The sequence below is a fragment of the Streptomyces sp. NPDC021224 genome (assembly GCF_044332905.1).
GTDB lineage: Bacteria > Actinomycetota > Actinomycetes > Streptomycetales > Streptomycetaceae > Actinacidiphila.
The window spans coordinates 1-25604 of the sequence record NZ_JBIRPW010000002.1; the positions used below are offsets into that span (position 1 = coordinate 1).

The 25604-nt window shown below is 71.5% G+C and carries 25 protein-coding genes, 2 tRNA genes and 3 pseudogenes; 14 read left to right on the forward strand and 16 right to left on the reverse strand.

The genetic code is table 11. The features are described from left to right. Positions 1–338 precede the first annotated feature (338 nt). A pseudogene (locus tag ACH4PY_RS05135) lies at positions 339–1121 on the forward strand (recombinase family protein); the annotation flags it as partial. A gap of 848 nt (positions 1122–1969) precedes the next feature. Here the strand turns inward: ACH4PY_RS05135 and ACH4PY_RS05140 are convergent. Beyond that, positions 1970–2045: transfer RNA gene (locus ACH4PY_RS05140), tRNA-Glu, on the reverse strand. Positions 2046–2181: 136 nt separating this feature from the next. Here ACH4PY_RS05140 and ACH4PY_RS05145 point away from each other — a divergent pair. Beyond that, the gene (locus tag ACH4PY_RS05145; RefSeq protein WP_398176118.1) at positions 2182–2532 is read left to right on the forward strand and encodes a metallopeptidase family protein; all 351 of its coding nucleotides are present in this window, start codon (positions 2182–2184) and stop codon (positions 2530–2532) included. A gap of 285 nt (positions 2533–2817) precedes the next feature. Here the strand turns inward: ACH4PY_RS05145 and ACH4PY_RS05150 are convergent, their stop codons facing one another. After that, the gene (locus tag ACH4PY_RS05150; RefSeq protein ID WP_398176120.1) at positions 2818–3258 is read right to left on the reverse strand and encodes a hypothetical protein; all 441 of its coding nucleotides are present in this window, start codon (positions 3256–3258) and stop codon (positions 2818–2820) included. 169 nt (positions 3259–3427) lie between these two features. Between ACH4PY_RS05150 and ACH4PY_RS05155 the strand changes: the two genes are divergently transcribed. Together ACH4PY_RS05155 and ACH4PY_RS05160 are read left to right on the forward strand one after the other, a co-directional pair. Next, positions 3428–5530: a DEAD/DEAH box helicase gene (locus ACH4PY_RS05155; protein WP_398176122.1), complete on the forward strand. Its 2103-nt coding sequence runs from the start codon at positions 3428–3430 to the stop codon at positions 5528–5530. Between the two features lie 90 nt (positions 5531–5620). Then, positions 5621–5693: transfer RNA gene (locus ACH4PY_RS05160), tRNA-Lys, on the forward strand. A gap of 85 nt (positions 5694–5778) precedes the next feature. On the opposite strand, the gene ACH4PY_RS05165 is transcribed toward ACH4PY_RS05160, so the two are convergent. From ACH4PY_RS05165 to ACH4PY_RS05180, 4 genes are all read right to left on the reverse strand, one after another. Continuing rightward, a complete protein-coding gene (locus ACH4PY_RS05165) occupies positions 5779–6582 on the reverse strand; it encodes an aminoglycoside phosphotransferase (RefSeq protein WP_398177540.1) in 804 nt (267 codons plus the stop codon). Positions 6583–6675: 93 nt separating this feature from the next. Next, positions 6676–6888 (reverse strand): hypothetical protein, encoded by a 213-nt coding sequence (locus ACH4PY_RS05170; RefSeq protein WP_398176124.1) that lies wholly within the window; start codon positions 6886–6888, stop codon positions 6676–6678. Further along, the gene (locus ACH4PY_RS05175) at positions 6885–8003 is read right to left on the reverse strand and encodes a radical SAM protein (protein WP_398176126.1); all 1119 of its coding nucleotides are present in this window, start codon (positions 8001–8003) and stop codon (positions 6885–6887) included. Before ACH4PY_RS05175 ends, ACH4PY_RS05170 begins: the two co-directional genes overlap by 4 nt. Before the next feature lie 34 nt (positions 8004–8037). After that, complete coding sequence (locus ACH4PY_RS05180) at positions 8038–8895, reverse strand: ATP-binding protein (RefSeq protein ID WP_398176128.1); 858 nt, start codon at positions 8893–8895, stop codon at positions 8038–8040. A 287-nt stretch (positions 8896–9182) separates the two neighbouring features. On the opposite strand from ACH4PY_RS05180, the gene ACH4PY_RS05185 reads away from it, so the two are divergent. Continuing rightward, positions 9183–10445 carry a helix-turn-helix domain-containing protein gene (locus tag ACH4PY_RS05185; RefSeq protein WP_398176130.1) on the forward strand — a complete coding sequence of 421 codons (1263 nt, stop codon included), beginning with the start codon at positions 9183–9185 and terminating at the stop codon, positions 10443–10445. Positions 10446–10448: 3 nt separating this feature from the next. On the opposite strand, the gene cutA is transcribed toward ACH4PY_RS05185, so the two are convergent. Continuing rightward, on the reverse strand, positions 10449–10775 hold the full coding sequence (gene cutA, locus ACH4PY_RS05190) for a divalent-cation tolerance protein CutA (RefSeq protein ID WP_398176132.1): 327 nt from the start codon (positions 10773–10775) through the stop codon (positions 10449–10451). Positions 10776–10865: 90 nt separating this feature from the next. Between cutA and ACH4PY_RS05195 the strand changes: the two genes are divergently transcribed. Together ACH4PY_RS05195 and ACH4PY_RS05200 are read left to right on the forward strand one after the other, a co-directional pair. Continuing rightward, entirely contained in the window at positions 10866–11258 is a 393-nt protein-coding gene (locus ACH4PY_RS05195; RefSeq protein WP_398176134.1) for a hypothetical protein, read from the forward strand. A gap of 1210 nt (positions 11259–12468) precedes the next feature. Further along, complete coding sequence (locus tag ACH4PY_RS05200; protein WP_398177543.1) at positions 12469–12798, forward strand: helix-turn-helix domain-containing protein; 330 nt, start codon at positions 12469–12471, stop codon at positions 12796–12798. A gap of 233 nt (positions 12799–13031) precedes the next feature. Here the strand turns inward: ACH4PY_RS05200 and ACH4PY_RS05205 are convergent, their stop codons facing one another. Next, the gene (locus tag ACH4PY_RS05205; RefSeq protein ID WP_398176136.1) at positions 13032–13220 is read right to left on the reverse strand and encodes a hypothetical protein; all 189 of its coding nucleotides are present in this window, start codon (positions 13218–13220) and stop codon (positions 13032–13034) included. 107 nt (positions 13221–13327) lie between these two features. Then, positions 13328–13594: pseudogene (locus ACH4PY_RS05210) on the reverse strand (helix-turn-helix domain-containing protein); the annotation flags it as partial. An 89-nt stretch (positions 13595–13683) separates the two neighbouring features. Between ACH4PY_RS05210 and ACH4PY_RS05215 the strand changes: the two are divergent. The 3 genes and pseudogenes from ACH4PY_RS05215 to ACH4PY_RS05225 all read left to right on the forward strand — a co-directional run. After that, positions 13684–14088: pseudogene (locus ACH4PY_RS05215) on the forward strand (flavoprotein); the annotation flags it as partial. 88 nt (positions 14089–14176) lie between these two features. Then, positions 14177–14392 (forward strand): hypothetical protein, encoded by a 216-nt coding sequence (locus tag ACH4PY_RS05220; protein ID WP_398176138.1) that lies wholly within the window; start codon positions 14177–14179, stop codon positions 14390–14392. A gap of 92 nt (positions 14393–14484) precedes the next feature. Further along, positions 14485–14793 carry a hypothetical protein gene (locus ACH4PY_RS05225; RefSeq protein WP_398176140.1) on the forward strand — a complete coding sequence of 103 codons (309 nt, stop codon included), beginning with the start codon at positions 14485–14487 and terminating at the stop codon, positions 14791–14793. A 334-nt stretch (positions 14794–15127) separates the two neighbouring features. Here the strand turns inward: ACH4PY_RS05225 and ACH4PY_RS05230 are convergent, their stop codons facing one another. The 4 genes from ACH4PY_RS05230 to ACH4PY_RS05245 all read right to left on the reverse strand — a co-directional run bounded on the left by ACH4PY_RS05230 (position 15128) and on the right by ACH4PY_RS05245 (position 17462). Further along, positions 15128–15595, reverse strand: coding sequence for a DUF4429 domain-containing protein (locus ACH4PY_RS05230; protein WP_398176142.1), 468 nt, complete (start codon positions 15593–15595; stop codon positions 15128–15130). A gap of 78 nt (positions 15596–15673) precedes the next feature. After that, entirely contained in the window at positions 15674–15862 is a 189-nt protein-coding gene (locus tag ACH4PY_RS05235; RefSeq protein ID WP_398176144.1) for a hypothetical protein, read from the reverse strand. Between the two features lie 194 nt (positions 15863–16056). Next, positions 16057–17258 (reverse strand): IS3 family transposase gene (locus ACH4PY_RS05240; protein ID WP_398176146.1). Its coding sequence is split into 2 segments (ribosomal slippage): positions 16057–16967 and positions 16967–17258, totalling 1203 coding nucleotides; the frame shifts between segments, so codons are not numbered across the junction. A gap of 57 nt (positions 17259–17315) precedes the next feature. Continuing rightward, complete coding sequence (locus tag ACH4PY_RS05245) at positions 17316–17462, reverse strand: hypothetical protein (protein ID WP_398176148.1); 147 nt, start codon at positions 17460–17462, stop codon at positions 17316–17318. Between the two features lie 214 nt (positions 17463–17676). Between ACH4PY_RS05245 and ACH4PY_RS05250 the strand changes: the two genes are divergently transcribed. Together ACH4PY_RS05250 and ACH4PY_RS05255 are read left to right on the forward strand one after the other, a co-directional pair. Further along, positions 17677–18069, forward strand: a complete 393-nt coding sequence (locus ACH4PY_RS05250) for a hypothetical protein (RefSeq protein WP_398176150.1) — start codon at positions 17677–17679, stop codon at positions 18067–18069. Between the two features lie 1211 nt (positions 18070–19280). Beyond that, a complete protein-coding gene (locus tag ACH4PY_RS05255; protein ID WP_398176152.1) occupies positions 19281–20588 on the forward strand; it encodes an FG-GAP-like repeat-containing protein in 1308 nt (435 codons plus the stop codon). Between the two features lie 168 nt (positions 20589–20756). On the opposite strand, the gene ACH4PY_RS05260 is transcribed toward ACH4PY_RS05255, so the two are convergent. From ACH4PY_RS05260 to ACH4PY_RS05270, 3 genes are all read right to left on the reverse strand, one after another. Continuing rightward, a complete protein-coding gene (locus ACH4PY_RS05260) occupies positions 20757–21386 on the reverse strand; it encodes a hypothetical protein (RefSeq protein ID WP_398176154.1) in 630 nt (209 codons plus the stop codon). Positions 21387–21422: 36 nt separating this feature from the next. Next, on the reverse strand, positions 21423–21737 hold the full coding sequence (locus ACH4PY_RS05265; RefSeq protein ID WP_398176156.1) for a MazG-like family protein: 315 nt from the start codon (positions 21735–21737) through the stop codon (positions 21423–21425). Between the two features lie 167 nt (positions 21738–21904). Beyond that, positions 21905–22552, reverse strand: coding sequence for a TetR/AcrR family transcriptional regulator (locus ACH4PY_RS05270; protein WP_398177546.1), 648 nt, complete (start codon positions 22550–22552; stop codon positions 21905–21907). A 173-nt stretch (positions 22553–22725) separates the two neighbouring features. Between ACH4PY_RS05270 and ACH4PY_RS05275 the strand changes: the two genes are divergently transcribed. After that, the gene (locus ACH4PY_RS05275; RefSeq protein ID WP_398176158.1) at positions 22726–24318 is read left to right on the forward strand and encodes an MFS transporter; all 1593 of its coding nucleotides are present in this window, start codon (positions 22726–22728) and stop codon (positions 24316–24318) included. A gap of 373 nt (positions 24319–24691) precedes the next feature. Continuing rightward, on the forward strand, positions 24692–25600 hold the full coding sequence (locus ACH4PY_RS05280) for an LAETG motif-containing sortase-dependent surface protein (RefSeq protein ID WP_398176160.1): 909 nt from the start codon (positions 24692–24694) through the stop codon (positions 25598–25600). Positions 25601–25604: the final 4 nt, after the last annotated feature.

Genomic DNA, 25604 nt, shown 5'->3' on the forward strand with positions numbered 1-25604 from the left:
TGCCTCCGTTCCGGCCCCATCCGCAGAGGCCACCGCCACCCCACCTACATGAGTCGCCATCAAGCCGGTCAGACCGACTGAACGACGCCGCCCTGCTCGACCGGCGAACACCGCCCGGGTCGCCGGCATCCTCGCTCACCGATCTGGCCGTCTCGCCGTTCGGCATGCCCACCGCCCTGTTGCAGGGCGAGGTCCGGGTGGCGTGGCTGGGGCGGACTTCCACCGAGGATCAGCAGGATCCGCGGCAGTCGCTGATCCGGCAGTTGCGCAACAGCAAGGGCGCGCTGCCCGAGGCGTGGGCGATCGTCTGCCACTTCTACGACGTCGAGTCCGGGCGGATGGAACTGGCGGCCCGCGGGCACAGGCGCGACTACGAGCGTTTCGACATCCCTATCGCCCGCGACGGCGGCATCGCCGACCTTCTGGCCGAGGCGGGGCGCCCGAACCGGCGTTTCGACGTCGTCATCTGTGAGGGCGTCGCGCGAACCGCCCGGCGGATGTTCGAAGGGCTGTCGATCGAGCGGGAGCTGGAGAAGGCCGGGGTGCCGCTCTTCGCTTCCAACGAGCCCATCAAGCTCGACGGCGGGCGGGCGCAGCAGATCCTGATGCGGCGCATCAACCAGTCCGTCGCGGAGTACGAAGTCCTCAACACCCTGGAGATGTCCTGGGGCGGGCTGTGCACGCATGTCCGCGACGGCTGGAACATCGGCAAGCCGCCCTACGGCTACAAGGCCAAGCAGTACCGGCACCCGAACCCGGCCAAGGCCGCCAAGGGCGCCACGAAGACCCGGCTGGAGCCGGACGGGCAGCTGGGCGAGAACGTCACGCAGATGGCGTTGTGGCGCTACTACGAGCACCTCGGCTACGGCACCATCGCCGAGCGCATGGACGCCGACCTCGACCGCTATCCGCCCCCCGTCCCCCCGGGCGGGACGGAGCGGGCCCGCGGTTCGTGGAGCAAGTCCGCCGTGCGCGACATCCTCACCAACCCGAAGTACACCGGCTACCAGGTCTTCAACCGCCGGGCTACCCGTTCCCGGCGCGGCGCTCACAATGACCCCGCCCTGTGGGTGTGGTCGCCGGAGCCGTGCCACGAGCCGCTCGTCCCCAAGTGGATGTTCGACGAGTTGAACGCAGGGGACCGCCCATCCCGCCGGGGTTCACGCGACGGCGGTGGTGTGAGCAACGACCCGCGGGCGGAGCGCACTTTCGTCTTCCGGAGCAGGGTTCTTTGCGGGTGCCGGCGGCGGATGCTGGGTAACTACCGGCCGACGCACACGTACTACAGCTGCTGGCCGCGGGCCAACAATCGCGGTCGGGACGAGGCCTGGACTGCGTATCCCGGTCACCCGAAGTCCGTCTACATCCGAGAGGACGTCCTGCTGGAAGCCGTCTCGGCCTTTCTCGGTGACCGGCTGTTCGGACCCTCCCGGCGAGAGCTCTTCCTCGCGGATCTCGCCCGTACGGACACGAGTGCCGCCGAGCAGCGGGTGAGGGAGCGAGAGCGCGTGCGAAGCGCTCTCGACGCCGTGGCACGCCGTCAGGCGAACGTCCTGCGCCAGGCGCAGGATTGCGAGCCCGGTGACCCGTTCGCGGACGGCCTGCGCCGGACCTACACCGAGCTGGAGGGCGAGCGCAGGAGCGGCCTGGAGCGCCTCGCGGAACTGGACACCGCGGACGAGGCGGCGGGCGACATGCCGAGCGCCGAGGACGTGGCCTTGCTGGACCAGCTGCCGTACCTCGTGCTGAACCTGGAGCGCGCTCCGCAGGAGCTGCTGCGGCCGCTGTTCGAGATCCTCGACCTGAGGATCCAGCTGCACCTGGACTCGGATGCCGTGACCCTCACGATCACGCTTCCCGCCCGCATGACCACGGACCTGGCGGAAGCGGCGGGGAGGGTCGAGGAGGTCGTGCCCCCTGCGGCCCGGCAGAGCTGTAGGAACGGCGCGGGTGCTCGTGCCGTGGCTGGTGGTACCCCCAACGGGATTCGAACCCGTGCTACCGCCTTGAAAGGGCGGCGTCCTGGGCCACTAGACGATGAGGGCGAGGGCCTGCCGACGGGGACCTCGTGGCGCACGTCGGGGACGTCAGAAGCTTAGGGGATGGGCGGGGGGTTAGCCAAAACCCTTTCGGTGCGGCGGGGAGGGGGAGGGGAGCGGGGTGGGGCGGGAGAATGAGGGCGTGCTGGAGATGAGCCGTGAGGAGTTCGAGGAGCTGGTCGGGGAAGCCCTCGACCGCATCCCGGTCGAGCTGACCCGTCTGATGGACAACGTCGCCGTCTTCGTCGAGGACGAGCCGCCCGCCGGGGATCCGGATCTGCTGGGGCTGTACGAGGGCACGCCGCTCACCGAGCGCGGGGAGTGGTACGCCGGGGTGCTCCCCGACCGCATCACGATCTACCGCGGGCCCACCCTGCGGATGTGCGGGTCGCGCGAGGAGGTCGTGGAGGAGACGGAGATCACCGTCGTCCACGAGATCGCCCACCACTTCGGCATCGACGACCGGCGGCTGCACGAGCTGGGCTACGGGTAGCGGCGGCGGTCCGGGGGGCGGCCCCGCGTTGACGGGAAACGCCGGTGTGCGTGTCCTGGCGGGCGGCCGCGGCGTTGGACACGGCGTCGTACGCCCGCAGCGCGCGTGCGCCTCCCCGCACCCGAGCCGAGCCAGAGGTCCGTGCCCGATGCCCGCAGCGCCCCCGCCAGAGCCCCCACGTCCGTGTCCGTACCGCCGGGGTGCCGCGTCCGCGCGGTCCGCCGTGCTGGTCGCGGTGCTCGCCGCCGGGGTGGCGGCGTGCGTCAGCGCGGGGGGTGAGCAGGGTCACCCCGCGCCGGCCACGGTGACCGCGACCGCGGCCGTACACGGTGGCGGGCATGCCGCGCCGGCCGAGGAGGCGCCGGGGCGCGGGCCCGTACCGGAGTCGCCGCCGCGGGCGGCGGCGGGGGAGGGCTCGCCGTCCGCCCCCGCGCGGCCGGGCGGCTCCCGTACGCCCGACCGCCACCCCGTACCGCCCCGGGACGGCGCGTCGGAGCCGCAGCCGACGGCCGGGACGCCGCCGACCGCGGAGCCGACGACGTCCGGGCCGCCCCCGGTGGACCAGACGACCGCCGCGCCGCCGCCGGACGGCGGCCCGCCGTCCACGACCGCGCCGCCGGGCGGGTCCGGCGGGGAGTCGTCGGAGCCCTGAGCCCCTGGAAGGAGTGGGCGTATCCGCTGGTCAGGGGCGGTTCCCGGAAGGGATTCGCGAAAGCGCCGCGGCATGCGTATGCTGGTAGATCGTTTGATCCCCTGATCCCATTGCCTGGCGCCTGATCCGTAACGCGCCGCGTGGCGCGTTCCTCATCTCCTGTGGCTGACCGCATCGAGGCGGTCGTAAGCAAACCTGTGGAGCTGGCGCGTGCCGTAAGTCTCCGAGAGGTTTTGCTTTCGCATGTCCCTTGACAGTGTCAACCGTTCCGCCATGCCCGAGTACGCCGCCGCCGACGTGGCCGCGACCGAGGCCGAGGCCGTAGAGATCACCGAAGCCGAGGCCGTAGAGGCCACCGAGCCCACCGCGTCCGCGGAGTCCGCGGAGTCCGCCGAGCCCGGCGTCACCTTCGGCGACCTCGGCCTGCCGGACGAGATCGTCCGCAAGCTCACCCAGAACGGCGTGGTCACCCCCTTCCCGATCCAGGCCGCGACCATCCCGGACGCCCTGGCCGGCCGCGACATCCTGGGCCGCGGCCGCACCGGCTCCGGCAAGACGCTCTCCTTCGGCCTGCCGCTGCTGACCCAGCTGGCCGGCGGCCGCACCGAGAAGCGCCACCCGCGCGGCATCATCCTCACCCCGACCCGCGAGCTGGCCATGCAGGTCGCCGACGCGCTCCAGCCGTACGGCGACGTCCTCGGCCTGAAGATGAAGGTCGTCTGCGGCGGCACGTCCATGCAGAACCAGATCTACGCCCTGGAGCGCGGCGTCGACGTCCTCGTCGCCACGCCCGGCCGGCTGCGCGACCTGATCAACCGCGGCGCGGCCATCCTCGACCAGGTGCGGATCGCCGTCCTGGACGAGGCCGACCAGATGTCCGACATGGGCTTCCTGCCCGAGGTCACCGAGATCCTCGACCTCGTCCCGGCCGGCGGCCAGCGGCTGCTGTTCTCCGCGACGCTGGAGAACGAGATCGACACCCTCGTCAAGCGCTACCTGGTGAGCCCGGTCACGCACGAGGTCGACGCCGCCCAGGGCGCGGTCACCACCATGACCCACCACGTGCTGGTCGTGAAGCCGAAGGACAAGGCGCCGGTCACCGCCGCCATCGCCGCCCGCAAGGGCCGCACCATCATCTTCGTCCGCACCCAGATGGGCGCCGACCGCGTCGCCGAGCAGCTCGTGGAGTCCGGCGTGCGCGCCGACGCCCTGCACGGCGGCATGACCCAGGGCGCGCGCACCCGCACCCTGGAGGACTTCAAGCACGGGCAGGTCAACGTCCTGGTCGCGACCGACGTCGCCGCGCGCGGCATCCACGTCGACGGCATCGACCTGGTGCTGAACGTCGACCCGGCCGGCGACCACAAGGACTACCTGCACCGCAGCGGCCGCACCGCGCGCGCCGGGCGCTCCGGCACCGTCGTGTCGCTGGCCCTGCCGCACCAGCGCAAGCAGATCTTCCGGCTGATGGAGGACGCGGGCGTCGACGCCTCGCGCCACATCATCGGCGGCGCGGGCGTCTTCGACGAGGACGTCGCCCGGATCACCGGCGCCCGCTCGCTGACCGACGTCCAGGCCGACGCCGTGCACAGCGCCGCCGCCCAGGCCGAGCGCGAGGTCGCCGACCTCACCCGGCAGCTCGAACGCGTCCAGCGCCGTGCCACGGAGCTCCGCGAGGAGGCCGACCGCCTCACCGCCCGCTCCGCCCGCGAGCGCGGTGAGGACCCGGACGAGGCGATCGCCGCCAAGGCCGCCGAGGCCGCGGAGGCGCTGGCCGCCGCGACCGTCCCCGAGCCGCAGCCCGCCCCGGCGTACCAGCGCCGCGACGACCGCGGCAACTTCGACCGCAGGCGCGACGACCGGCGTGACGACCGGCGTGACGACCGCCGTCCGTCCTCGTCCTCGTACGAGCGCCGCGACACCCGCCCGTCGTACGGCAACCGCGACGACCGTCCCTCGTACGGCTCGCGCGACGACCGTCCGTCGTACGGCAACCGTGACGACCGCCGCGACTCGCGCCCGTCCTACGGCAACCGTGACGACCGCCGTCCGTCCTCGTCGTCCTCGTACGAGCGCCGCGACACGCGCCCCTCGTACGGCAACCGTGACGACCGCCGCGACTCGCGCCCGTCCTACGGCAACCGCGACGACCGCCGCCCCGCCTACGGCCGCCGCGACGACTCCCGCCCGTCCTCGTACGAGCGCCGCGACGACCGCCGCCCGTCGTCCTACGACCGCCGCGACGACCGCCGCCCGTCCTCGTCGTCCTCGTACGACCGCCGCGACGACTCCCGCCCCACCTACACCCGCGACGACCGCAAGCCCCGCTGGAAGCGCAACGGCTGACCCTCTCCCCCCACCGGGTGCCGGGGCCCCGCCCCGACACCCGGTAACCCTGCTGAGCCGCCCCGGCGACCCGGTTATGCTGTCGGGTGCGGGCCGTTAGCTCAATTGGCAGAGCAGTGGACTTTTAATCCATTGGTTGTGGGTTCGAGTCCCACACGGCCTACGAGGTCGATCCTCTCCGGAGGGCGTTGACCTGCGGGTCCGGTGCCCCGGCCACTCCTGGTGGCCGGGGCACAGCCATGTCCGGGCTACGGGTACGCGCGCAGGCAGCGGGCCAGCTCGGCGGCGTGGGCGGCCATCGCCCTTTTCCACGGGGTGTGGTCCTGTTCGGCGATCTCCCGCCACAGGGACGCCGTCGCGGTACCGAACGCCTCGAGTGCTTCGGGCGCTGCTCTGCGCCAAGACGGGAACCGGCTGGCGTATTCGGTCGCGGCCGAGGCCGGGTGTCCGGTGTCCATGAGGCGCAGCGCGAGGGCGCCGGGGTCGATCCATGCGGCGCCGCGTGTCGGCCACGCCCAGTCGATGAGCCGTGCCCGACCTTCGTCGATCAGGACGTTGTCCGGGGCGAAGTCTGTGTGCAGCAGTGTGTCGCCGTCGAAGTGATGCAGCGTGCCCTGCGGCGCGTACTCTGCCCACCGGTCCACGGCCTGCTTGATGCCGACGTCGGCCGGTGCGGTGATCCGCTGGAGTTCGGCGAGTGCCGCCTCCACGAGCGGCAGGTCCGGAGAGCCGGGCGCGTAATCCGCGTGGCGGCCGTCGACCACCTCGTAGCCGAGGAGGCTCCAGCCGCCGAGCTCCAGGTGCCAGAAGAGCTGTGGACAGGACGGCGGCAGGTGCGGGGCCACCGCCGCCTCTCGGTGCTGTGCACCCACCTGGGGATGGTCGGTCGGGACGCCCTTCACGAAGACGGCGCCGCTGTCCGTGTCGAGGACGGAGGCGATGCCGGAGTTCATTCCGCCGGGCGCGGTCATCGCCTGGTGCACAGCGCCGGTCTTGTCGGCGACGGCACGGCGGACTTCGGCGGGAAGCTGCTCGAAGGGGACACGGGACATGGACACGACGCGCGGTTCCTCGGCTGCTGGGGAATGGGGGTGCCGCCCCGGCCAGGGTAAGGCCGGAGCGGCACTGTGCACGCCTCGCTGGGGTCAGTACGGCTGGTCGTCGCCCGCCGAGCACGAGCACTCGGCTCCCTCGGCGGCCTCGTCCAGGTCGGCGACGATCTGGAACTCGTCGTCGCCGATCGCAGCGACGGTCAGAGGCACCGGCAGGATGCCGGTCGGCTCGGCGGGCGGGCGCAAGCCGATGGCGACCGGCACGGGCTGACGCGGCGGGGCCAATGCTGCGATGGGTGGTGTCATGATCCGTAACCTCCGTGCTGGCAGTAGAGATCTCTGCGGTCCCCCGCCTCCTGGTAGAGCTTGGCCAGCGGACGACATGTACGGCACGTGCCGACCTTGGTGCAGCCGGAGCATCCACCGGTGCGGAGCTGTAGGGACTCGGCGATCGCGCCGAGCCGGGGGAGGGCTTCGACACCCTCGGCGATGAGGTTCACGCTCGGGTCGCGGCCGACCTTGCAGATCGACGCGATGCCGTGCGGGTCGACGTGGAAGAAGGTGTGGCCGGCGTTGCAGCCGGTAAAGACACTCCGGGGCCGCAGGTGGTCGTACGCCTGGGTCGCCAGCGGGTTCGCCTCGCCGTCGACCGTGGGCGACATGCTCGTGTAGACCTGGTGGGGGAAGTCGTACGCCTCGGCCAGCCTGACCATGGCGTCGACCTCGTGGGCGTTGTCGTCCGAGACGATCACGTTGAGCCGGATCGGCAGCCTGTCCTCGCGGGCGGCGTCCAGGCCCTCCACGAACCGGCCGAACGCCCCGCGGTTCCTCGTGACCGTGTCGTACGTCTCGGCGGTCGCCCCGTACAGGCTCACGGTCAGGCGGTACGGGCGGAGCCGGGCGAACAGCTCCCGGATCGGCCGCTTCCGCAGCGAGCTGCCGTTGGACGAGACCTGGACCATCATGCCGAGCTGGTGGGCGTACTCGTACGCCGCGCCGAACTCGCGGTCGATCAGCGCTTCCCCGCCGGTGATCTGCAGCCACAGGACCCCGGCGTCCCGCATCACACGGAGGAGCTGCTGCTTCCCGTCCCAGTCCAGGCCGGCGAAGCGCTTCTGGCCGAGGTAGCAGAACTCGCAGTCGTAGTCGCAGCCGAGGTTGATCTCCCAGGACGCTTTGGCGTAGCCGTACGGGGACCGCTCCCTCACGAGAAGGACGTCACGGAGACGGGTGCGGGGAAGCTCGGTGCCCCACGCCTTCGCGGCCGCGTCGACCAGCCAGGCGGGGGCTTGTTGATTGCTTCCGACGGCGCTCCGCAGCTGCTCGTAACGGACTTCGTGGATGCGTACGCCTGCGGCCCGGCCGGGCTGGAGGAGCAGGTACTGGCCGAGGAAGGGGCTGGCGACGAGGCGTGGTGTCACGGGAGGCTCCAAGTGTCCGGTGAGGGCGTCTGAGTCAGTCCCGGCGGCGGGCGGCCCAGTCGTCGCGGGCGGCGACGAGGGCGGGGCGGATCTTCTGGTCGAGCAGGTCGGCGTGCTCGCGGAGTTTGGTGGCGATCTCGGTGAGCTGGTGGGGATCGAGCCCGAGGATCCAGCGGCCCTCGGCGAGCTGGAGGTTGACGACGGGGACGCGGAGGCGCGGGTCGGGGTCGTGGGGGTTGCAGTCGATGCTGCCTTCGAGGACGGGTTCGTCCTGCGGGCCGCCCCACAGGTCAGGGGCGGTGACGGGCATCAACGGCCCCTCGAAGAAGGTGCGGTGGTGGACGAGGGCCAGCCGTTGCGGCAGCTCGTCGACCGGGACGTCGACCTCGGTGGGGTCGTCCTCGGCCCAGTCGGGCAGGTAGCCCTCGCTGACGGTGCCGTCGGTGGTGGTGATCGTCCACGTCCCCGGCGTGCTCCAGGGTGGCGGCTGCTCGCGGGCCCCGACCTCGAACCAGACGACTTTCCCGGCGGGGTCGTCCGTGCTGCCCCAATCGGCGGCGAGCGCGTCCACGAGCAGCAGTCCCCGCCCGCCCTCGGCGTCGACCGAACCGTGCCGCGGCTTCGGCCGTACGGGACTGGCGTCCGTGACCTCCACTCGCACCCGGGTGCCGGTCCAGCGGACAGCGACCGCGCACGCAGCCTCGCTGTAGCGCAGGGCGTTCGTGATCACCTCGCTCGACAGCAGTTCCACCTCGGCGACCTGCTCGTCGAAGAGCGGGACGTTCCAGTCGCGGACCAGGGCGCTGATCTTGTGCCGCGCCTGCGGCACACAGCCCTCCTCGGCGTCGACACTGAATCCGTGGGTGAGGGCCGCCGGGCCCAGGGCGGTCACCGGGGACCCTCGGCCTGAGCGGGGATACGTCCGGGCCGAGCGATGCAGGGTGCGCTGGCGGGGCGGAGAGGTCGCAGCACCGGGTGCTCCTTTCGCTACGTAAGGTGAGCACCAACTGTGCGGGGGTGAAGGCGAGGTGGCTTCCCCGGCGCGGGTATACCCATGATGGGTACGCTTTTTCCGGCCTGTGCACCGCACACTCGGCTGAACTGGCAGGACGGGACAGCGCGATGACCGGATACCGACCAGCGACCGCGTTACCGCGCGCCATCCTCGAACGAGCGGACATGCGAGCCGCGATCACCGCCCACGACATCGGGACGGTGTTCCGCCTCGCGCGTGAACTGGCCGGGATCAGCTACTCGAAGATCGCTGCGGAGTGCGACATCAAGCCGGAGCGGGTCGGCACGCTGGCCCGCGGCAAGGGAAGCGTCACCAGCTTCGAGAAGATCGCCCGCGTCGCGGACGCCCTGCGCATCCCCGGCCGCATGCTCGGACTCGCGCCCCGAATCTGGGAGAAGAGCGAGCCCGTTCCTGCACGTGACCGTACGAGCGAGGAGGACGACAATCCCGTGGAGCGCAGGCGATTTCTCCGAGCAGGCACCGGTGCCGGGCTGGCGGCGGCGCTGCCTGAGATGTCCCGCCCCGCAGGGGGCCGCCGTCTCGGCTCGGAGGTGCCGGGCCAACTCCGGCTTCGCACTGCCCGCTTGCGACGTTTGGACCAGGTCCTCGGCGGAGGGGACACCTACCGCGTCTACCTCGGCGAATACCAGGCCACCAAGGCGCTGCTACGCGACTCGACGTACACGGAGCAGACCCGCCTCGGCCTGTTGTCCGCCCTGGCCGAGCAGGCCCAACAAGCCGGATGGGCCGCCTTCGACGCAGGCCGTGCCACCGACGCGCGCGGCCTCTACGAAGAGAGCCACAGCGCCGCCACCGAGGCCGGCGACACCGACCTCGCCGGAAACGCCCTCGCCTTCCTCGCCTACCAAGCCGTCAGCGGCGACCAGAAAGCCGGAGTCGAGATCGCCGCCCGTTCCTGCGCCACGATCGGCCCCGACGCCCCCGCCGGAGTACGCGCCCTCCTCCACGAACGCCTCGCCTGGGCCTGCGCTGTCGCGGGCCGCGTCACCGAATGCGAGCACGCCCTCGCTGCGGCCGAAACCGCCCTTGCCACCGCCGGCGACACGCCCCAGCCCGACTGGGTCTCCTGGGTCGACACCACCGAACTCCAGATCATGACCGGCCGCTGCTGGACCGAACTCCACCGCCCACTACGAGCCGTCCCCGTCCTGGAAACCGCCCTCGCCGCCTACGACGACACCAACGCCCGCGACAAAGCCCTCTACCTCTCCTGGCTCGGCGACTCCTACCTCACCGCAGGCGAAGTCGAACAAGCCGCGACCACAGCCGACCGCGCCCTCGACCTCGCGCACGGCGTCGCCTCCGTCCGCCCCCGCGCTCGGCTGGCACCCCTCCTCCAGCGCCTGGACGCGCACCGGGGCCTCCCCGTGGTGGACGCGTTGCTGGAGAAGGCCGCAGCGGTCTGACGCCTACGCGTCCGGCTCCGTGCTGTCCGCGACCCACCGCAGGTATGCCTCCGACCCGGCCACGATCGGCACGGCAACCACCTCCGGCTTCTCCCACGGATGGTGCTCCAGCAGATGCGCCTCCAACGCGGGATACCGCTCGGCGGTGGTCCTGAGCAGCAGTTGCCACTCCTCACCCGTCCCGAACTCCCCCTGATGCCAAAACACCGACACCACCGGCCCCACCACCTGCGCCCCCGCCGCGAGCTGCCCCCGCACGGCGGACTCCGCGAGCCGGACAGCCTGTTCGCGAGTCTCGGTAGCGGTCGACACCTGCACGAAGTCGGTCATGCGGCGAGCCTAACCAAGCATGCGAATTGGCCGTCTACAGGTGCAGTGCATGGCTGATTACCTGCTGTCAGTGATCGCTGACAACCGGTAATGTTGCTCGTCGTGAAGGCGTTTCGCGCGTACTGGGGGTATCTCGCCATCGCTGCCCTGATCGTCTCGTGGGGGCGTGGCGCAGCACCCGCCGTGATCGTTGTCTTGTCGCTCGCCGTGTTCGTGTTCGCCGGATTTCAAGCCCCTGCTCTTTGCGGCGCCGTGAACCGTAACGGCACGTACTGCCGGGAGAACGCGTCTGGGCTTCTCATGGGCTGCCACAGGCGACACCACCGACTGCAGAAGCTGAAGATGATCGTTCTGCGCCACCGCGCGGGAACTGTCTCTCGCAGCCTCTTTCCGTCGTCAAAGGAGAAGTTCGAGGCAGCTATCGCTGTTGGCGGCCTCCTGTCTGCCGTAGCGGCTGTGGTCGTGCCCGTGGTTACCGGTTAGAGGCTGTGACGTCCGGACATTGAACGTGGCGCCAGTGGCCTCGTTAGGACAGCAACTGCATTTGGCGTGCGTGAGCGGATGTGCTGGCACCGAGCGGTGCTGTGCGGGCAGAGCGACAACCTTGGTCCGTATGACCTGCGGGTTTCGGATGGCGGCCCGCCGTCCACCACCGCCCGGCACGTCCTGGCCAGGACTTTTAATCCATTGGTTGTGGGTTCGAGTCCCACACGGCCTACCCGAGAAGACCCAGGTCAGTGACCAACTGGCCTGGGTTTTCCGCTGCCTGAGGGCACCTTGAGATCGCTTGCTCGCACGGCGCTCGCACGAGCGGTGAGCTTCGCCTCGCTGTGCGGCGCTCCACGGAGACGCACGCAACGCCACCAGAGTCCATCTCGCTGCCATCCAAGAGAGTGGGGTGGACAGGTGCCCCCATTCGAGTGTGGGATCGGTGTTCTCGACGCCACATATCGACCGGATGTTCGAGTCACAGGGGGGTACGCGCATGCAGGCCAGACGGTTGTTACCGGGGCGCTGACACAGTGCCGCAGCGGCCTGCCCCCCGCCCCCGTGATGCGCCCTCTACGCGCGTCCGTCACCCCCACGGCATCCCGCACCGGCACCGGCATCCGGGTGCCATGACGGCCTGACCGAGCGGATGGGAGGACCACCACACGCCATCCCCCACCTCCACAGCGGCAACGACGCCGCGTCCCCGACCACCTGGAGGAATCTTGGGTACTCGGGCCCTCACCGGCCTCGCCGCGACCGTATTCGCCGCCGGATGCGCCCTCGGCGCCATCGGCCTGCACCCCGCCGTCGGCAACCCGGCCCTGGGCCGCCTCGGCATGCTCCTCGCCGTAGCGTCGCTTCCGCTCCGGATCGCCGCGTCGGCACGGGCGTCCGCCCGGCTGACCGAGGACCAGATCGCCGACGCCCACGCGGCTGGTTACCAGCAGTGTCTCGCCCATCTCAGGGTTGTTGGGCGCCAGGACGGGACAGAGCGGCACGACCCCGGTAGGTCGTGCCGCCCGTGGGGCCGCAGGCGGCTACTTGGCCGTCCCCGCCGGCGGCCCGGCACCAGGGGTGCGCAGTCGTTTCGAGCGCAGCAATGCGCCGACCCAGGATCCCCAAAGCCCGCAGCTGCGTGCTGACGTCATTGCCTCCTACGCGCAGCGTCTGTCGAGTGCCGCGTGATCCACAGCCCGACCCGATGCCCGCCGTCCGCCAGGTCGTGGGGGACCGCATCCGGGTACACCGCCAGCAGCGCGGTCTGACGCAGCGGCAGTTGTGCGTAGGGGCTGAGATTCCACGGTCCACCCTCCAGGAGATCGAACGCGGCGAGAACGATGCCCGGCTCTCCTGGCTCGCCCACATCGCCCACGCACTCGATCTCACCCTCGCCCAGCTGCTCGACGTGGAGGCGCCCGCCCGGGCCGACAGGAGTGGCCGGGGCGGGCTGGGCCCATGCCGCCGCCAATGGAGGGGCTTCGCGGATCCCACAGCGGCACGGGCGGTCAGGGGCCTAGAAGACCCGGCGTGAAGGGCTTCTCGGCCTGCCATGCCAGAAATTTCTGCCGCTCCGCCTCGGTCGTGGTGGGCTCGGTCGCGTCGCCCTCGTCGTCCGACTCGTCGTCGGGCTTCGGCTGGGGCTGGGGCTCGTCGGCCGTGCTCGTCTCCTCGCTGTGCGTGGTGGATGCCTGCGCGGCCCGGCACGGGGGAGCTGGGTCGCGCAGGCGAGGGGCCGGGCGGATCGGCGCCCGCCGGACCCCGGTCTCAGGTGCGCGCGTCGCGTGCGTCCTGGCACTCGTCGGCGAGGCGGCACCAGGTGATCTCGCCCGCGTGACCGTCGGCGGCCTGCACGGCCCGGTCGCGCGTCACCCGGCCGCACCAGCCGCAGACGTGCGGCGCCAGCGTGTCGGCACCCGGGCGAGGAGCCGCCCCGGGCGCCGCGGCGCTGCTCACGACGCCGCCCCCGGGGGCGGCGCGCCCTCCCGCCGGTAGGCCGGCGCGCGCCGGTACTGGCGGATCGCGCCGAGTTGGGCGTCCGCGGCGCGCTCGGCCGCCCAGCCCAGGCAGTCCTGTTGGAGTTCGGTCACGTAGGGCTGCCCGGTCAGGGCGGAGACGTCGATGCGTAGCGCCTGAGCCACGGCAGCGACGAAGTCGGCGGTTGCCGGCCTCGCGCCGCACCCGACTTGGTTGAGGAGGCTGTAGGAGTACGGAATCCGCGCGGCGAGCTGCCGTTGCGTGAGTCGCGCGAGGCGGCGCTGCTCACGAATTCGAGTACCTGTGTGGTCGTCGTCCCGTGCGGGCGTAACGGGTCCCCCGTTCCTGACCAGTCATCTGGAACGGTACCCGCGCTGCCCCCGCACCCACCGTGGTTCGGGGTCGGTTGCACGCCCGAGGCGGCCGCGGTTGGCCGTTGCTCATGACGCGCACGCTGTATCTCTTCGGGTCCGCGGCACCTCCCGTAGCCGAAGTGGCCGACGTCATCGCGGCAGCACCGGCAGACGGGTGGGACGTCTGCCTCGGGCTGACGCCGACCGCGGCCCGTTGGCTCGCCGACCGACTCCCGGCCCTGGAGGACTTGACTGGGCACCCGGTGAGGTCGGAGTACAAGATGCCGGGAGAGCCCGACGTCTGGCCGAAGGCGGATGGGATCGCGGTGGCGCCGGCCACCTTCCACACGATCAACGCGTGGGCGCTGGGCGTGACGGACCGCTTCGTCGTCGGGGTCGCCGCCGAAGGGATCGGCAAGGGCATCCCGCTGGTGACGATGCCATGCGTGAACGCCACCTACGTGCGGCACCCCCAGTTCGAGCAGTCCGTATCGACGGGCCCGTACCCGGATAGCCGCGCACCACGGGCGCCCGCAGATGCACCAGGTGAGCCTGGAGGCCCGACACCCGAGGAGAGTCTCCATGCTCGTGAAAATGCTGTACGACAGGGGCCTGCGGTCCGACCACTGCTACGACGCGGGGCTCGCCTCGATTGGCCTGTCGCTCGTGTCGTGGGCGGTGAGCATGCAGGCGGAGGCTGCCGGGGTGTCCCGCGCGGACCGGTGGGGCATTTTCATCGGCGAGTGGGCGCCCACCTTTTTCGCGCTCGGCTTGGCCTTGCGGCAGTACGAGGACTGAGCGCAACGTCCCTCCTGCCCGTCGCGGGAGGGACGTCAGCCTGACAGCGCGCCGAGCGCACACCTGTGCGAGCCGGGCCGTATCCTGCGCGCATGACCGACATTCCCGAGACCGTGATCGCAGCTCAGTGCGCCTCCACGCAGGCGTGGGCGGACCTGGAGGCGTATCGCAAGCGGGTGGACGCTGACCGGCGCAAGACGGCTGTGCCGCCGACGGAGCGGCACCGGTCCCCCGAGCTGCGGCCCTGGACTGCGGAGGAGTCCGCCGAGTTCGAGCGGCTGCACATCGCCGCAGTCGAGGCCGCGACGATCCGCCGCCAGGCCATGCAGGACGCGGGGATCCCCAGCACCTGGGACATGGAACGGGACATGCGGGCCGCCGCCCGCGACACCGGGGCGTAGCGTGCCCGAGCGCGCGGTCGCTGATCTCGGGGCCGCCCGGCGTCGTCCAGGTGCGGCCCGCGGCGTCGGTGCAGGGCCCGGTGCCGGCGGCCGGGGTGGAGAGGACGGGGTTGGCCACCACGGGGCCGTCGATGCCGTCGAGGGTGACGCGGAAGCTGATCCGGCCGCTGCTGGGACCGGCGGGAGGTCGTCGGGCCAGTCGGCCAGGATGCCGGCCTCGGTCCCGTCCGGGCTCCACGCGATGTACGGGCGCCCCAGGGGGTCGAGGGAGACGCGCCAGGAGAACGCGCCCGCCCCTCCCCAAAGAGCGGCAGCCTCGTGCGGGACCTCTGTGTCAGCCGCCGATGAGCCGGGCCTTGGCCTGCTCGAAGTCGGCGTCGCTGATGATGCCCTGCTGGCGGAGCGCGGCGAGCTTGCCGAGTTCGTCGGCGACGGAACCGCCGAACGAGGCCGCGGCCTGCTGCGGCGCGTGGCGGGCGGCGATCGCGTCGTCGATGGCCTGACGGATCGGCTCGAAGGCGGGCTGCTGGCGGGCGCCGAACGTCACGGTGTTCTCGTCCCGCTTGGCGTCGGACCCGGTCTGCCCGGGCTTGCTGCGCCGCTCGACGCCACCGGCCAGCGTGAACTGGATGAAGCCCGTGGCGAGGCTGGCCTTGCGCCACTGGACGGCGGTGATGCTGGCGACGGGGATGCGCTTCTCGCCGCCGCCGACGAGCACGCGGGCGCTGAATCCGGTGCGCTCGATCGTGACGGTCTGGCCGTCGAAGTGGATGGTGCCGTTGGTGCCCTTGGCGCTGAGCATGTGCCCCCCTTGGTCGGTTGGGCGGCAGCTTCGCACTGCACGTCCTAGCGTGTGGGGGTTGTGACGGACCTGTGACGGTCAGACCTGCTCGGGCCAGTGCCAGGTGCCAGACTCGGTGCCCTCGGCGAGTGGGAGCGGATGTGTGTCGGTGCCGAGGAGCGTGAACACGATGAGGCTGGCCCGCTTGCCGTCCGTGCCGGTGATGATCGCGGCTCGGCACTCGCCTCGCTCGTTGTAGTGGACGATGCGGCCGACTCCGGGCTGCAAGGCGGCTCCCTCTGGAAATTCCGAAGGCCCCGGACCGTGTGGTCGACGGGGCCTTCGTGTGTCTGTGTCCGGGCATGCCGGTTCTGCTGCGCTGAGTTCTACAGCACGTGAAGCGGCCGGTCAAGCCGCCTTGGCCTGTTGGTGGTTGTGGACCTCGGCGAGGTCGGGCCTTGACCCCGGATTCTGGACACGGGTTATGCGGCTGGTGTCAGCGTAGTTGGTGTTGGTCTGGTTGCTGTTTCGTAGGCGATCGGGCTGCGGTGTCCGAGGCGGGAGTGGCGGCGCCGGGTGTTGTAGCGGTGCAGCCATCCGAACGCGTCGAGGCGGGCCTCGTGCTCGCTGGACCAGTGCTTTCGGCCCTGGAGTGTCTCGCGTTTGAACGTGGCGTTGAAGGACTCGGCGAGGGCGTTATCCGCCGAGCTGCCGACGGCGCTCATGGACTGTCGGACTCCGGCCCTGAGGCAGGCATCGGCGAACGCCCTGCTGGCGTACTGGGCTCCGTGGTCGGTGTGCATGACCGCCCCGGCGAGGCTGCCGCGAGTGCGTTCGGCCGCCGTTAGGGCGTCGATGACCAGGTCGGTGCGCATGTGGTCGGCGATCGCCCAGCCGGCCAGGCGGCGTGAGGCGAGGTCGATGACGGTGGCCAGGTAGAGGAACTTCCCGGCGTCGATGGGGAGGTAGGTGATGTCGCCGACGTACTTGGTGTTTGTCTCGGCGGCGGTGAAGTCACGGCCAATCAGGTCGGGGGTTTTCACCGCGGCTGGGTCCGGGATCGTGGTGCGGTGTCGGCGGCGCAGCCGCACGCCCGCCAGGTCGATGCTCCGCATCACCCGCGCGATGCGCTTGTGGTTGACGCGTTCGCCTGCCTCGCGAAGTTCGGCGGTGATCCTCGGGACGCCGTAGGTGCCGTCCGATTCCCGGTGCACGGCCCGGATCCGAGTGGCGAGCACCGCGTCGGCCGCTTGCCGGGCGGCCCGGTCTGCAGCCGTCGCGCGCCAGTAGTAGAAGCTGGAGCGGGCGATGCCCAGGATGCTGCACAGCCGCTTCACGCCGTAGCGGCGCTGGTGGTCGGCGACGAACTGGAAGCGGTTCACCAGCGCGTCTCCCCGGCGAAATACTTCGCTGCCTTCCGCAGGATCTCGCGTTCTTCTTCCAGTTCACGAACCTTCTGCCGCAGCGCGGCGTTCTCCGCCTCCAGCGGCGTGAACGGCTCGGTCGGCGCCTGCGTTCGGCGACCCCGCGGACGGCTGGCTCCGGCCGCTCTCACCCAGTTCCGCAACGTCTCCGGATTGATCCCCAGATCGGCAGCGACCGACCGGATCGTCGCCTCGGGCCGCGACTCGTAAAGCGCGACCGCGTCCGCCTTGAACTGCGGCGGGTAGTTCTTCATGACCACGAGATGTCCGTCCTCAGATCTTCAGGATCCAGTGTCTCGTGTGTCCAAGATCCGGGGTCAAGGCCCGTCGACGATGGCGCGGCCGCGGTGGTCGTGTCCGTGGTGGGTGAGCTTGCCGCGGTGGAGCCGGGAGCGGAGGAGCGCGGGGGTGACGCCGGTGGCGAGGTGGGCGGCGTGGGTGCCGAGGGTGGGCGTCGTACTCATGGAACCAGTGTGGATCAGGTGACCGGCTTCCAGGCGTCGATCACATCGTTCTCGGGCGACCTGTCGGGCGGTCATGTGGCCGGCGGGGACGGTCAGGGGCTCCATGGGCTCGTTGTGCACTTGGGCAGCGTAGAGGTCCGGCCTCACATTCCACGGCCCTACGGCGTCGTATCAGAGCCAGGGTTTGGTGGCTCGTTCATCGTCAGGAGGAAGTATGAGGAAGAGGGTGGGAGCCGCGGTCATCGCGGTGCTTTCGGCGGGGGGTCTGTTTCTGGGGAGCGGGGTGGCACAGGCCGCCTCGCAGGACATTCCGTGGACCGTGACGTGGGACAGCAACACCGGGGGGAATGCGAAGTTCGTCAGCCTGGGTGACGACCTCTGGGTCTGCGACACCATGTCAGGGGACAGCTACGGAGCCGGCGCCGTTCTGATCAACCAGAACACCGGCGCGATCATGGAGTCGGTCTACGACGGTGCACCTGACGGCTCGTGCGTTTCGACCAATAAGAACCTCCCTGAAGACATCCCTGTGCGTCTGCAGGTGTGCCTCTTCAGGGGCAGCGACCCGGGCGTCTACTGCACTCTTTCGGTGGAGGGTCGCACCTGATCCTGCCTGTCCCTGACGGGCGGAAAGGGTGCGGTGCGGATCCCCTGAGCGGGGGCTCGTAGTCCTCTTTTTTTGATACCGGTACGGCCCGCCGGGGCTTGCTCGGCGGGCCGTGGCGGTTGCCGCGGCTACCGGTTGCCGTTTTGGCAGCCGTGGCCGATAGGCATGCGCTCGCCGTTGGTGATGACGTGGACTCCGGGGCGGGCTCCGCGCGCCACGTCGCCGTAGTCCCACGCCGAGCGTCACCGCGGCGCCGGTCTCCAGCCCCGCCCTGGGCGAGCACGGCGAGGTCGTCGCGGAAGTCCGCGTCGTCGGGCAGGGCCAGCGTGGCGGGCCCGTCGGCAGGCGGCGGCGCAGTGTCCGGCGCGGCGTCCGGCGTGGCGGCGGCGCAGTCGCGACCAGGCCTCCCCCATGTGGCGGCACTCGTTGTTCCCCGGCGAACGCCGTAGCAAGCGCAGACCGTCCGACCTGCTGGTTTCGGACAGCGCCCCGCCGTTCAGCAGCGCCCGGCACCACGGCGAAGGGGCCGAGGGCACCGCCGTACTCCTGACCGCCGCCAAGGCCGCCCGACCCGGTCGGCGGCCTCCGGCGGACGAGCCCGGATGACGGCTCGGCGGACGGCTTCGGTACGGCCTTTCGGCAGAGGGTCCCCGTCGGTGGCGAGCGGCGGTAGTCTGCGGCCTCGGATGCCGCTTTCGGCGCCGATCCAGCGCATCGCACTCTTAGGGGGGGTACGTGCGTCTATCCGTACATTCATGTGTCACTGCCGCAGACCCGCTGACCGCAGCGGGGGCCGGCGACCTGCACCGGTGTTCCGACCGCGACCGCGACGCCCGGACGGTCACGGGATGGCCGGTCAGGTCCCGCGCAGCCAGGGCGGCCGCCCCCCTGCGCGTCGGCGGCGGAGGGAGCTCGATGACGACGCCGGTCCGGCACGCCGACCGCACCGGTGACGGCCCCCCGTACCCCGTCGCGTACGGCCGGGACGACACCGTGTGCGTCCACCGTGGCGCCTTGCGCCCGCTCCAGCAGGGCGCGGGCGGGCGCGGGCTGTTCGCGCGACGCCCAGGGCCCGCGCTGACCGGCCCACCACCAGCGCCGCCACCCCTCTCGCGGGGCGGCCACCTCCACTGTTCCACCCTTCTGACCGCGACCGCCGCGCCCGTACCGGTGCGGCCCGCTCGCGGTCCCGGCCCAACCGGAGAGAACTGATGCCGATCACCTCGTTGATACGGCGGCTCGGCCGTCCGGCCCGAAGCACCGCCCGCGTCCCCGCCGATCCCCCGGTCCGTGCCGCCGCCCGGCGTCCGGCCCGCCGGAAGGCCGCGTCCGCGCTGGGGACCGCCGCCGTGCTGGCGGCCACCGCCCTCGTCGCCGGGGCGCCGTCCGCCACCGCCTCCACGGCACCGTCCTCCCGCTGCCCGGCGGGGAAGTTCTGCGTCTTCAAGGACGGCAACTTCGGCGGCGCCATGACCACGTACTCCACCAGCCAGCCCACGCTCGGGTCCTGGGACAACTCGATCTCGTCGATGGTGAACAACACGGGCCTGCACATCGTGCTGTACGACGGGCCCGACTACACGTCGGGCGATATGGGCGGGATGTACCTCAGCCCGAACAACGGGGCCGTCGACCTGACCCGGGAGTTCGAGGGGCAGTGGGACAACTTCGCCAGCTCCATCCGGCTGGCCTACTCGGACTTCGAAGCCCAGTACGGCACGCAGTACATGGACTGGGACAACGCCTCCCCGCGCCCGGCGGGGCTGCCGGCCGTCTCGCAGTTCGGCGACCTCGACAACAACGGCCGCCCCGACCTGCTGGAACGCGCCTACGGCGGCAAGCTGTGGTTCCTGCCGGGCGACGGCACCGGGCAGTTGATCGGCAGCGGCTGGGACAAGATGACCAAGCTGGTGCGGCACGGGGACTACAACGGGGACGGCCGGGAGGACATCTACGCCCGGGACACCACCGGCGTGCTGTGGTTCTACCCGGGCAACGGCAAGGGCGCGTTCGGCACCCGGGTGAGGATCGGCGCCGGCTGGAACAGCATGCGCCAGCTCGCGGCGGTCGGTGACCTGAGCGGGGACGGCAGGCGCGACCTCGTGGCCGCCGACACCGCGGGCGTGCTGTGGCTGTACCCGGGCAACGGCAAGGGCGCGTTCGGCGCGCGGGTGAAGATCGGCAACGGCGGCTGGAACGCGATGAACGCGCTGGTCGGCGTCGGCGACGCCAACGGTGACGGCAAGAGCGACCTGCTCGCCCGTGACACCTCCCACAACCTGTGGCTCTACCCGGGCAACGGCAGGAACGGGCTCGTTGCCCGGACTCAGGTCGACGGGACGTGGGCCGCCGAACAGGAGATCTTCGCCACCGGCGACCTCGACGGGGACGGCTTCGGCGACCTCGCCCGTGGCTTCCCCGGCGAGATGCACCACTACTCCGGCACCGGCACGGGCACCTTCGTCGGCCTCACGGCCGACATGCCGTGGGACGGCGCCTCCTACGTCTGGGTCTTCTGACCTCCACGTTCTCCGCGGCCACCGGCGCCCGGTGCGCGACCCCCTCGCGGGCCCGCGCCCCGGGCGCCGGTGGCTGTCACCCGTCCGGTGCGGTGCGGGCCGGGTGCCCAGACGCGCGCCCGGTCTCGTCGACGCGGGCGCGCGAGGGGGACGACCGTGCGGACCCGCTCAGTACCAGAAGGTGAGCCCCGCCGCGCCGACCCCCGTGCGGGACGCGTGGCGCAGGACGCGGAGGGGGCCGTCGAGCAGTTCGTCGATGTCGCAGTCCGGGTCGTTCGCCGTCTCGGCCAGCCACAGCCGGATGCGGGCGGCGGCGAGGGCCCGGCGCGGCGGGGGCAGGGCGAGTGCCTGCTCGGCCGGGGGGAGTGCGGCGCGTACCTGGGCGGCGTCGAGGAGGAACTGCCCGCAGCAGCCGGGGAGCCGGGGCGTCGCGTCGGGGCCGAGTCCCCACATGAGCGCCGCGGCGCCGTCACCCCGGGGTACGGCGGCGCAGAACGTGCCCTCGCCCTCCTGCGGCGGGAGGGCGTGGAGGAGGTGGTCCTGAAGCTCGTCCGCGTCGGACTCGTCGTTCCGCGCGCCCTCGACCGCGTCGGTGAAACGCGCGATGTCGGCGGCGTGCAACGGCGGCTCGGGCGCCCCGCCGGACCACGCCGGGAACGGCCCGCTCCACCGGTCGGTGCCGGCGAGGGCCTCCGGCCACGTGCCGTGGGCGCGCGCAGCGTCGGGAAAACGGCGACGCGCCTCCTCGACGGCCTCGTCCGCCAGGACGCCGACCACCCAGACCCCCAGCGCGCTCATCCGCATCCTCCCTCGTTCACGACGGACGCCGCGGGGCTACCGCAGTGAGCGGTCGGCGACGGCCGACACGCGGGCGGCGAAGACGTCCGCGGCGTCCGGCGTGAGGGTCGTGAGGGCGACCATCGCGGTGAGCATCACGTCGCACAGCTCGGTCTGGACGTCCTCCCATGTGTGGGAGTGGCCCTTGCGCGGGTTGCCGCCGGTCGCGCCTATCGCGGCCTGCGCCACCTCGCCGGCCTCCTCCTGGAGCTTGAGGAGGCGCAGGAGCAGGGCGGTGTCCGGGGTGGCGTTGTCGTTCTCGTCCAGCCACCGCACGAGGCGGCCGACCGTCGCCCAGATGTCGTCGTTCACTGCGGTGGTGCTCCTCGTGTAGCTGCGGGCAGCGGACCCGCGGATCCCGCGACGTTACCGAGCCCGGCGGCCGGGCGGGACGGGAACGGCCGGGCCGTCACCCCGGAGGGCCCACCCCGGAGGGCCCACCCCAAGGCGCTCACCCCAAGGCGCTCACCCCGGAGTGCTCAGCCCCCCGCCTGGAGGCGCAGGCCCGCCAGCGTCAGGTCCAGGGCGGAGCGGAACTGGTCGGTGTCGTCGTGGCCGTCGAACTCGTCGACGATCTCGTGGACGAAGGGGAAGTCCGCGGGGTCGAGCTCGCGCCAGGCCTGGGCGTAGCGGCCGAGGAACTCCTCGCGGGTGGTGGCGCCGTCCAGGATCTCCTGGGGCGGCTCCTGGCCCATGTCCACCGCGGTGCCGACGACGACGCCGACGACCGCGGACACCGCGTGGAAGCGCTGGCGCGCGGTGAGGTCGAGGCGGAGCGTCTGGCGGCCCAGCTCCTCGTAGAGGCGCAGCGAGTTGCCCTGGACGTCGGTGTTGCGCATGAAGTAGGCGCCGAGCCAGGGGCGGTCCACGATCGCGTCGAACAGGGTGACGGCCATGGCGCGCAGGTCGTCGATCGGGTCGTCGCTCGGCGGGAGCTTGCGGATGTCGGTCAGGACCGCGCCGACGACGTGGTCGGTGGCGCGGTCGAGCAGCTCCTCCTTGTTCGCGACGTACCAGTAGATGCTGGCGACGCCGCCGCCGAGGCGCTGGGCGAGGGCGCGGAAGGTCAGGGCGTGCGGCCCGGCCTCGTCGAGCAGGGCCACGGCCTCGGTGAGGACGGACTCCATCGAGTGCGAGGCGCGCCGGCGTCCCTCGAGCGAACGGCGTCCCTCGATCGAACGGTTCTGCACGCGTGCCATGGCTCACATCCCAACCGGTCTTGCACCTTATCGAACGTTGTTCTATCGTACTCTATCGTACGTTGTTCGATAGCCGAACGGTGTTCGATTGGAGGACTGCCATGACCACCGCCACGCTCCACACCTCATCCCCCCGCACCTACCCGTCGCTGCGCGCGGCGTGGATCCCGCTGGCCGCCCTCTGTCTCGCCTTCTTCGTCGAGATGGTCGACAACACGCTGCTGTCGATCGCGCTGCCGACGATCGGCCGCGACCTCGGCAGCGGCACGACCGCGCTCCAGTGGGTCACCGGTGCCTACTCGCTCACTTTCGGTGGCCTGCTGCTCACCGCCGGTTCGATGGCCGACAGATTCGGCCGACGACGGGTGCTGCTCATCGGCCTCGCCGTCTTCGGCTCGCTGAGCCTGTGCGTCGTCCTCGTCAACACGGCGGGTCAGCTGATCGCCCTGCGCGCCGCGCTCGGCGTCGCCGCCGCGGCGATGGCCCCGATCACGAACTCGCTGGTGTTCCGGCTGTTCGACGACAAGGCGCTGCGGATGCGCGCGATGACGGTGATGATCGTCGTCGGCATGTCCGGCTTCGTCCTCGGACCGCTGCTCGGCGGCACCGCGCTCGCCCATGTGCGGTGGGAGTGGCTGCTCGTCGTCAACGCCCCGATCGCGCTGCTGGCGTGCATCGGCGTACGGCTCGGGGTCCCGGCCGACCGCCGCGAGGACCTGACGAACGACCGGCTCGACCTGCCGGGCGCCGTCCTGAGCGTCGCCGCCATCGGGCTCGCCTGCTACTCGCTGACCAGCGGTGTCGATCACGGCTGGCTCTCCGCGCTCACCCTCGCCTCGATCGCGGGCGCGGTCGTCGCCGGCTACGCGTTCGTACGGCACGAGCGGCGCACCGCGGCGCCCATGCTCGACCTGCGGGTCTTCTCCAACGGCACCGTCCGCGGCGCCGCCATCGCGCAGACCGGCACGTCCATCGCGATGGCCAGTGTGATGTTCGGGCTGATCCTGCACTTCCAGTACGCCTACGGCTGGAGCCCGGTCCGGGCCGGTCTGGCGAACCTGCCGATCATCGTGACGATGATCGGGGCGACCCCGCTGTCGGAGTGGCTCGCCCGCCGCTTCGGCCACCGCATCGCCTGCCTGGTCGGCGCGGCCTGCCTGGCCGGCTCGCTGGCGGGCCTCGCGTGGGGCGTGAACCACGGGTACGCGGCCATCGCCGTCTGCATGGTGCTGATGACCGTGGGTCTGCGCACCGTGATGACGATCTGCGCGGTCGCGCTCGTCGACGCGATGCCGAGCAACCGCACCTCGATCGGCGCGGCCCTCAACGACACCGCCCAGGAGGTCGGCTCCAGCGTCGGCACCGCCGTCGTCGGCACGCTGATCGCCGCGCTCGTCACCAACCAGCTCCCGGCCGGTACGTGGAGCAGCGACCTCGTCGCGTCCTTCTTCCACGGGGAGCGGATCACCTACGCCGTACTCGCCGTCGCCGTCGGACTCATCGCGGGCCTCGGCGCACTGACCCTCACCAACTCCCACTCCACCGACGAGCACGGGGGCGAGGAGGGGGACGAGGCGGCCGCGGAGGGCGCGGAGGGCGCGGCGGCCACGGAGGGCGCGGCGGATCGGCCGGCCCAGGCCGTGGACGAGGCCGCGGCGGCGCCCGCCGGGGAACGGGCGGGGAAGCCCGTCTGACGGGTCCGGGTCCCACCCGCCGCTCGGGTGCGCCGGCGACCCCCTTCTCACCGGGCTTTCCCGAATTCGCCGGTCACCCGAATTCCTGTCGACAAATCGGCTCAGTAACATCTGCGCCACTAAAGGACTCCGCTGACGTTTGATTTCACCGCGGACGGTGCGGATCCGCCCCACTTCCCGTGTTTGTGTCTGTACACAATGTGGGTTTGCGGGGCATAATCGGCCGCCTGGGCCAACTGGTTCTAGATCAGAAGACTTTCGGCGGCGAGACGCCTCGCAGGCCACCGGGCTCGTCTCTCGCTTTCGTGTGGAGTTGTGGCCCCTGTCTGCCTGCACCTGGCTGCCCGACCAGCATTCAGGGAGCATCCTTCACGTGGACGCGATATCCAGACGAGCCGTTGCCGCTGTCGCGGGGGCGACGATCGCCCTGACCGTGGGCGGTATCGGGACGGCTTCGGCGCAAGACAAGGGCGGCAACGGCAACGGCGGCAGCAACTGCAGCCTGGTCGGCATCGAGTACAAGGTGGACGGCGGCCGCTGGACGACGGCCGGGCGGATCGACGGGGACACCGCGCCGGGCAAGATCAGCGTGCGGCTGACCAGCACCCCGAGCAAGAACTGCTCCTACACGGTGTCGCTGGCCTCCTACAGCGCCGAGGGCCCGGCCTGGGAGAACTCCGGCCACCAGGACTTCCTCGGCTGGGACACCGTGACCCTCGGCAAGGGCAAGACGAAGGCCACGCTGGACGTCAGCGGGCACGTCCCGGACTGCTTCGGCCAGGTCGACCTCTACGGCAACGGCACCCAGTACGACGGCGGTACGGGTGAGGGCCACGGCGCCCTGCCGCACTTCCCGGACTCGGCCACCCCGACCGACCTGATCACGGCGTGGAACGGCGGGCACAAGTGCGAGACGTCGCCGTCGCCGTCCCCGAGCGAGACCACGGACTCCCCGAGCCCGTCGCCGAGCGAGACCACCGACTCGCCGAGCCCCTCGCCCAGCGAGACCACCGACAGCCCGAGCCCGTCGCCGAGCGTGAGTGACACCTCCTCGCCCTCCCCGACCGCGACCGGCCCGACCAGCACCGCCGCCCCGACCGGCACCCCCTCGGTGCCCCCGGCCACCGGCAGCAGCAACGGCACCGGCACCGGCAACCTCGCCGAGACCGGCAGCAACAGCTCCCAGAACACCGCCCTCATCGGCGGAGCCGCCGCCCTCCTCGTCGTCGGCGGAGCAGCGGTCTACTTCACCCGCCGCCGCCGCACCGGCAACCACAGCTGACACG

Bases quoted from the DNA above. Each gene is read 5' to 3' on its own strand.
- ACH4PY_RS05150 (WP_398176120.1), bottom strand. From the start codon at position 3,258: ATGCCGCGGCGCTTTCGCGAATCCCTTCCGGGAACCGCCCCTGACCAG.
- ACH4PY_RS05155 (WP_398176122.1), top strand. From the start codon at position 3,428: ATGTCCCTTGACAGTGTCAACCGTTCCGCCATGCCCGAGTACGCCGCC.
- ACH4PY_RS05165 (WP_398177540.1), bottom strand. From the start codon at position 6,582: ATGTCCCGTGTCCCCTTCGAGCAGCTTCCCGCCGAAGTCCGCCGTGCC.
- ACH4PY_RS05170 (WP_398176124.1), bottom strand. From the start codon at position 6,888: ATGACACCACCCATCGCAGCATTGGCCCCGCCGCGTCAGCCCGTGCCG.
- ACH4PY_RS05185 (WP_398176130.1), top strand. From the start codon at position 9,183: ATGCGAGCCGCGATCACCGCCCACGACATCGGGACGGTGTTCCGCCTC.
- cutA (WP_398176132.1), bottom strand. From the start codon at position 10,775: ATGACCGACTTCGTGCAGGTGTCGACCGCTACCGAGACTCGCGAACAG.
- ACH4PY_RS05195 (WP_398176134.1), top strand. From the start codon at position 10,866: ATGTTGCTCGTCGTGAAGGCGTTTCGCGCGTACTGGGGGTATCTCGCC.
- ACH4PY_RS05200 (WP_398177543.1), top strand. From the start codon at position 12,469: ATGCCCGCCGTCCGCCAGGTCGTGGGGGACCGCATCCGGGTACACCGC.
- ACH4PY_RS05220 (WP_398176138.1), top strand. From the start codon at position 14,177: ATGCTCGTGAAAATGCTGTACGACAGGGGCCTGCGGTCCGACCACTGC.
- ACH4PY_RS05225 (WP_398176140.1), top strand. From the start codon at position 14,485: ATGACCGACATTCCCGAGACCGTGATCGCAGCTCAGTGCGCCTCCACG.
- ACH4PY_RS05230 (WP_398176142.1), bottom strand. From the start codon at position 15,595: ATGCTCAGCGCCAAGGGCACCAACGGCACCATCCACTTCGACGGCCAG.
- ACH4PY_RS05245 (WP_398176148.1), bottom strand. From the start codon at position 17,462: ATGAGTACGACGCCCACCCTCGGCACCCACGCCGCCCACCTCGCCACC.
- ACH4PY_RS05250 (WP_398176150.1), top strand. From the start codon at position 17,677: ATGAGGAAGAGGGTGGGAGCCGCGGTCATCGCGGTGCTTTCGGCGGGG.
- ACH4PY_RS05255 (WP_398176152.1), top strand. From the start codon at position 19,281: ATGCCGATCACCTCGTTGATACGGCGGCTCGGCCGTCCGGCCCGAAGC.
- ACH4PY_RS05260 (WP_398176154.1), bottom strand. From the start codon at position 21,386: ATGAGCGCGCTGGGGGTCTGGGTGGTCGGCGTCCTGGCGGACGAGGCC.
- ACH4PY_RS05270 (WP_398177546.1), bottom strand. From the start codon at position 22,552: ATGGAGTCCGTCCTCACCGAGGCCGTGGCCCTGCTCGACGAGGCCGGG.
- ACH4PY_RS05275 (WP_398176158.1), top strand. From the start codon at position 22,726: ATGACCACCGCCACGCTCCACACCTCATCCCCCCGCACCTACCCGTCG.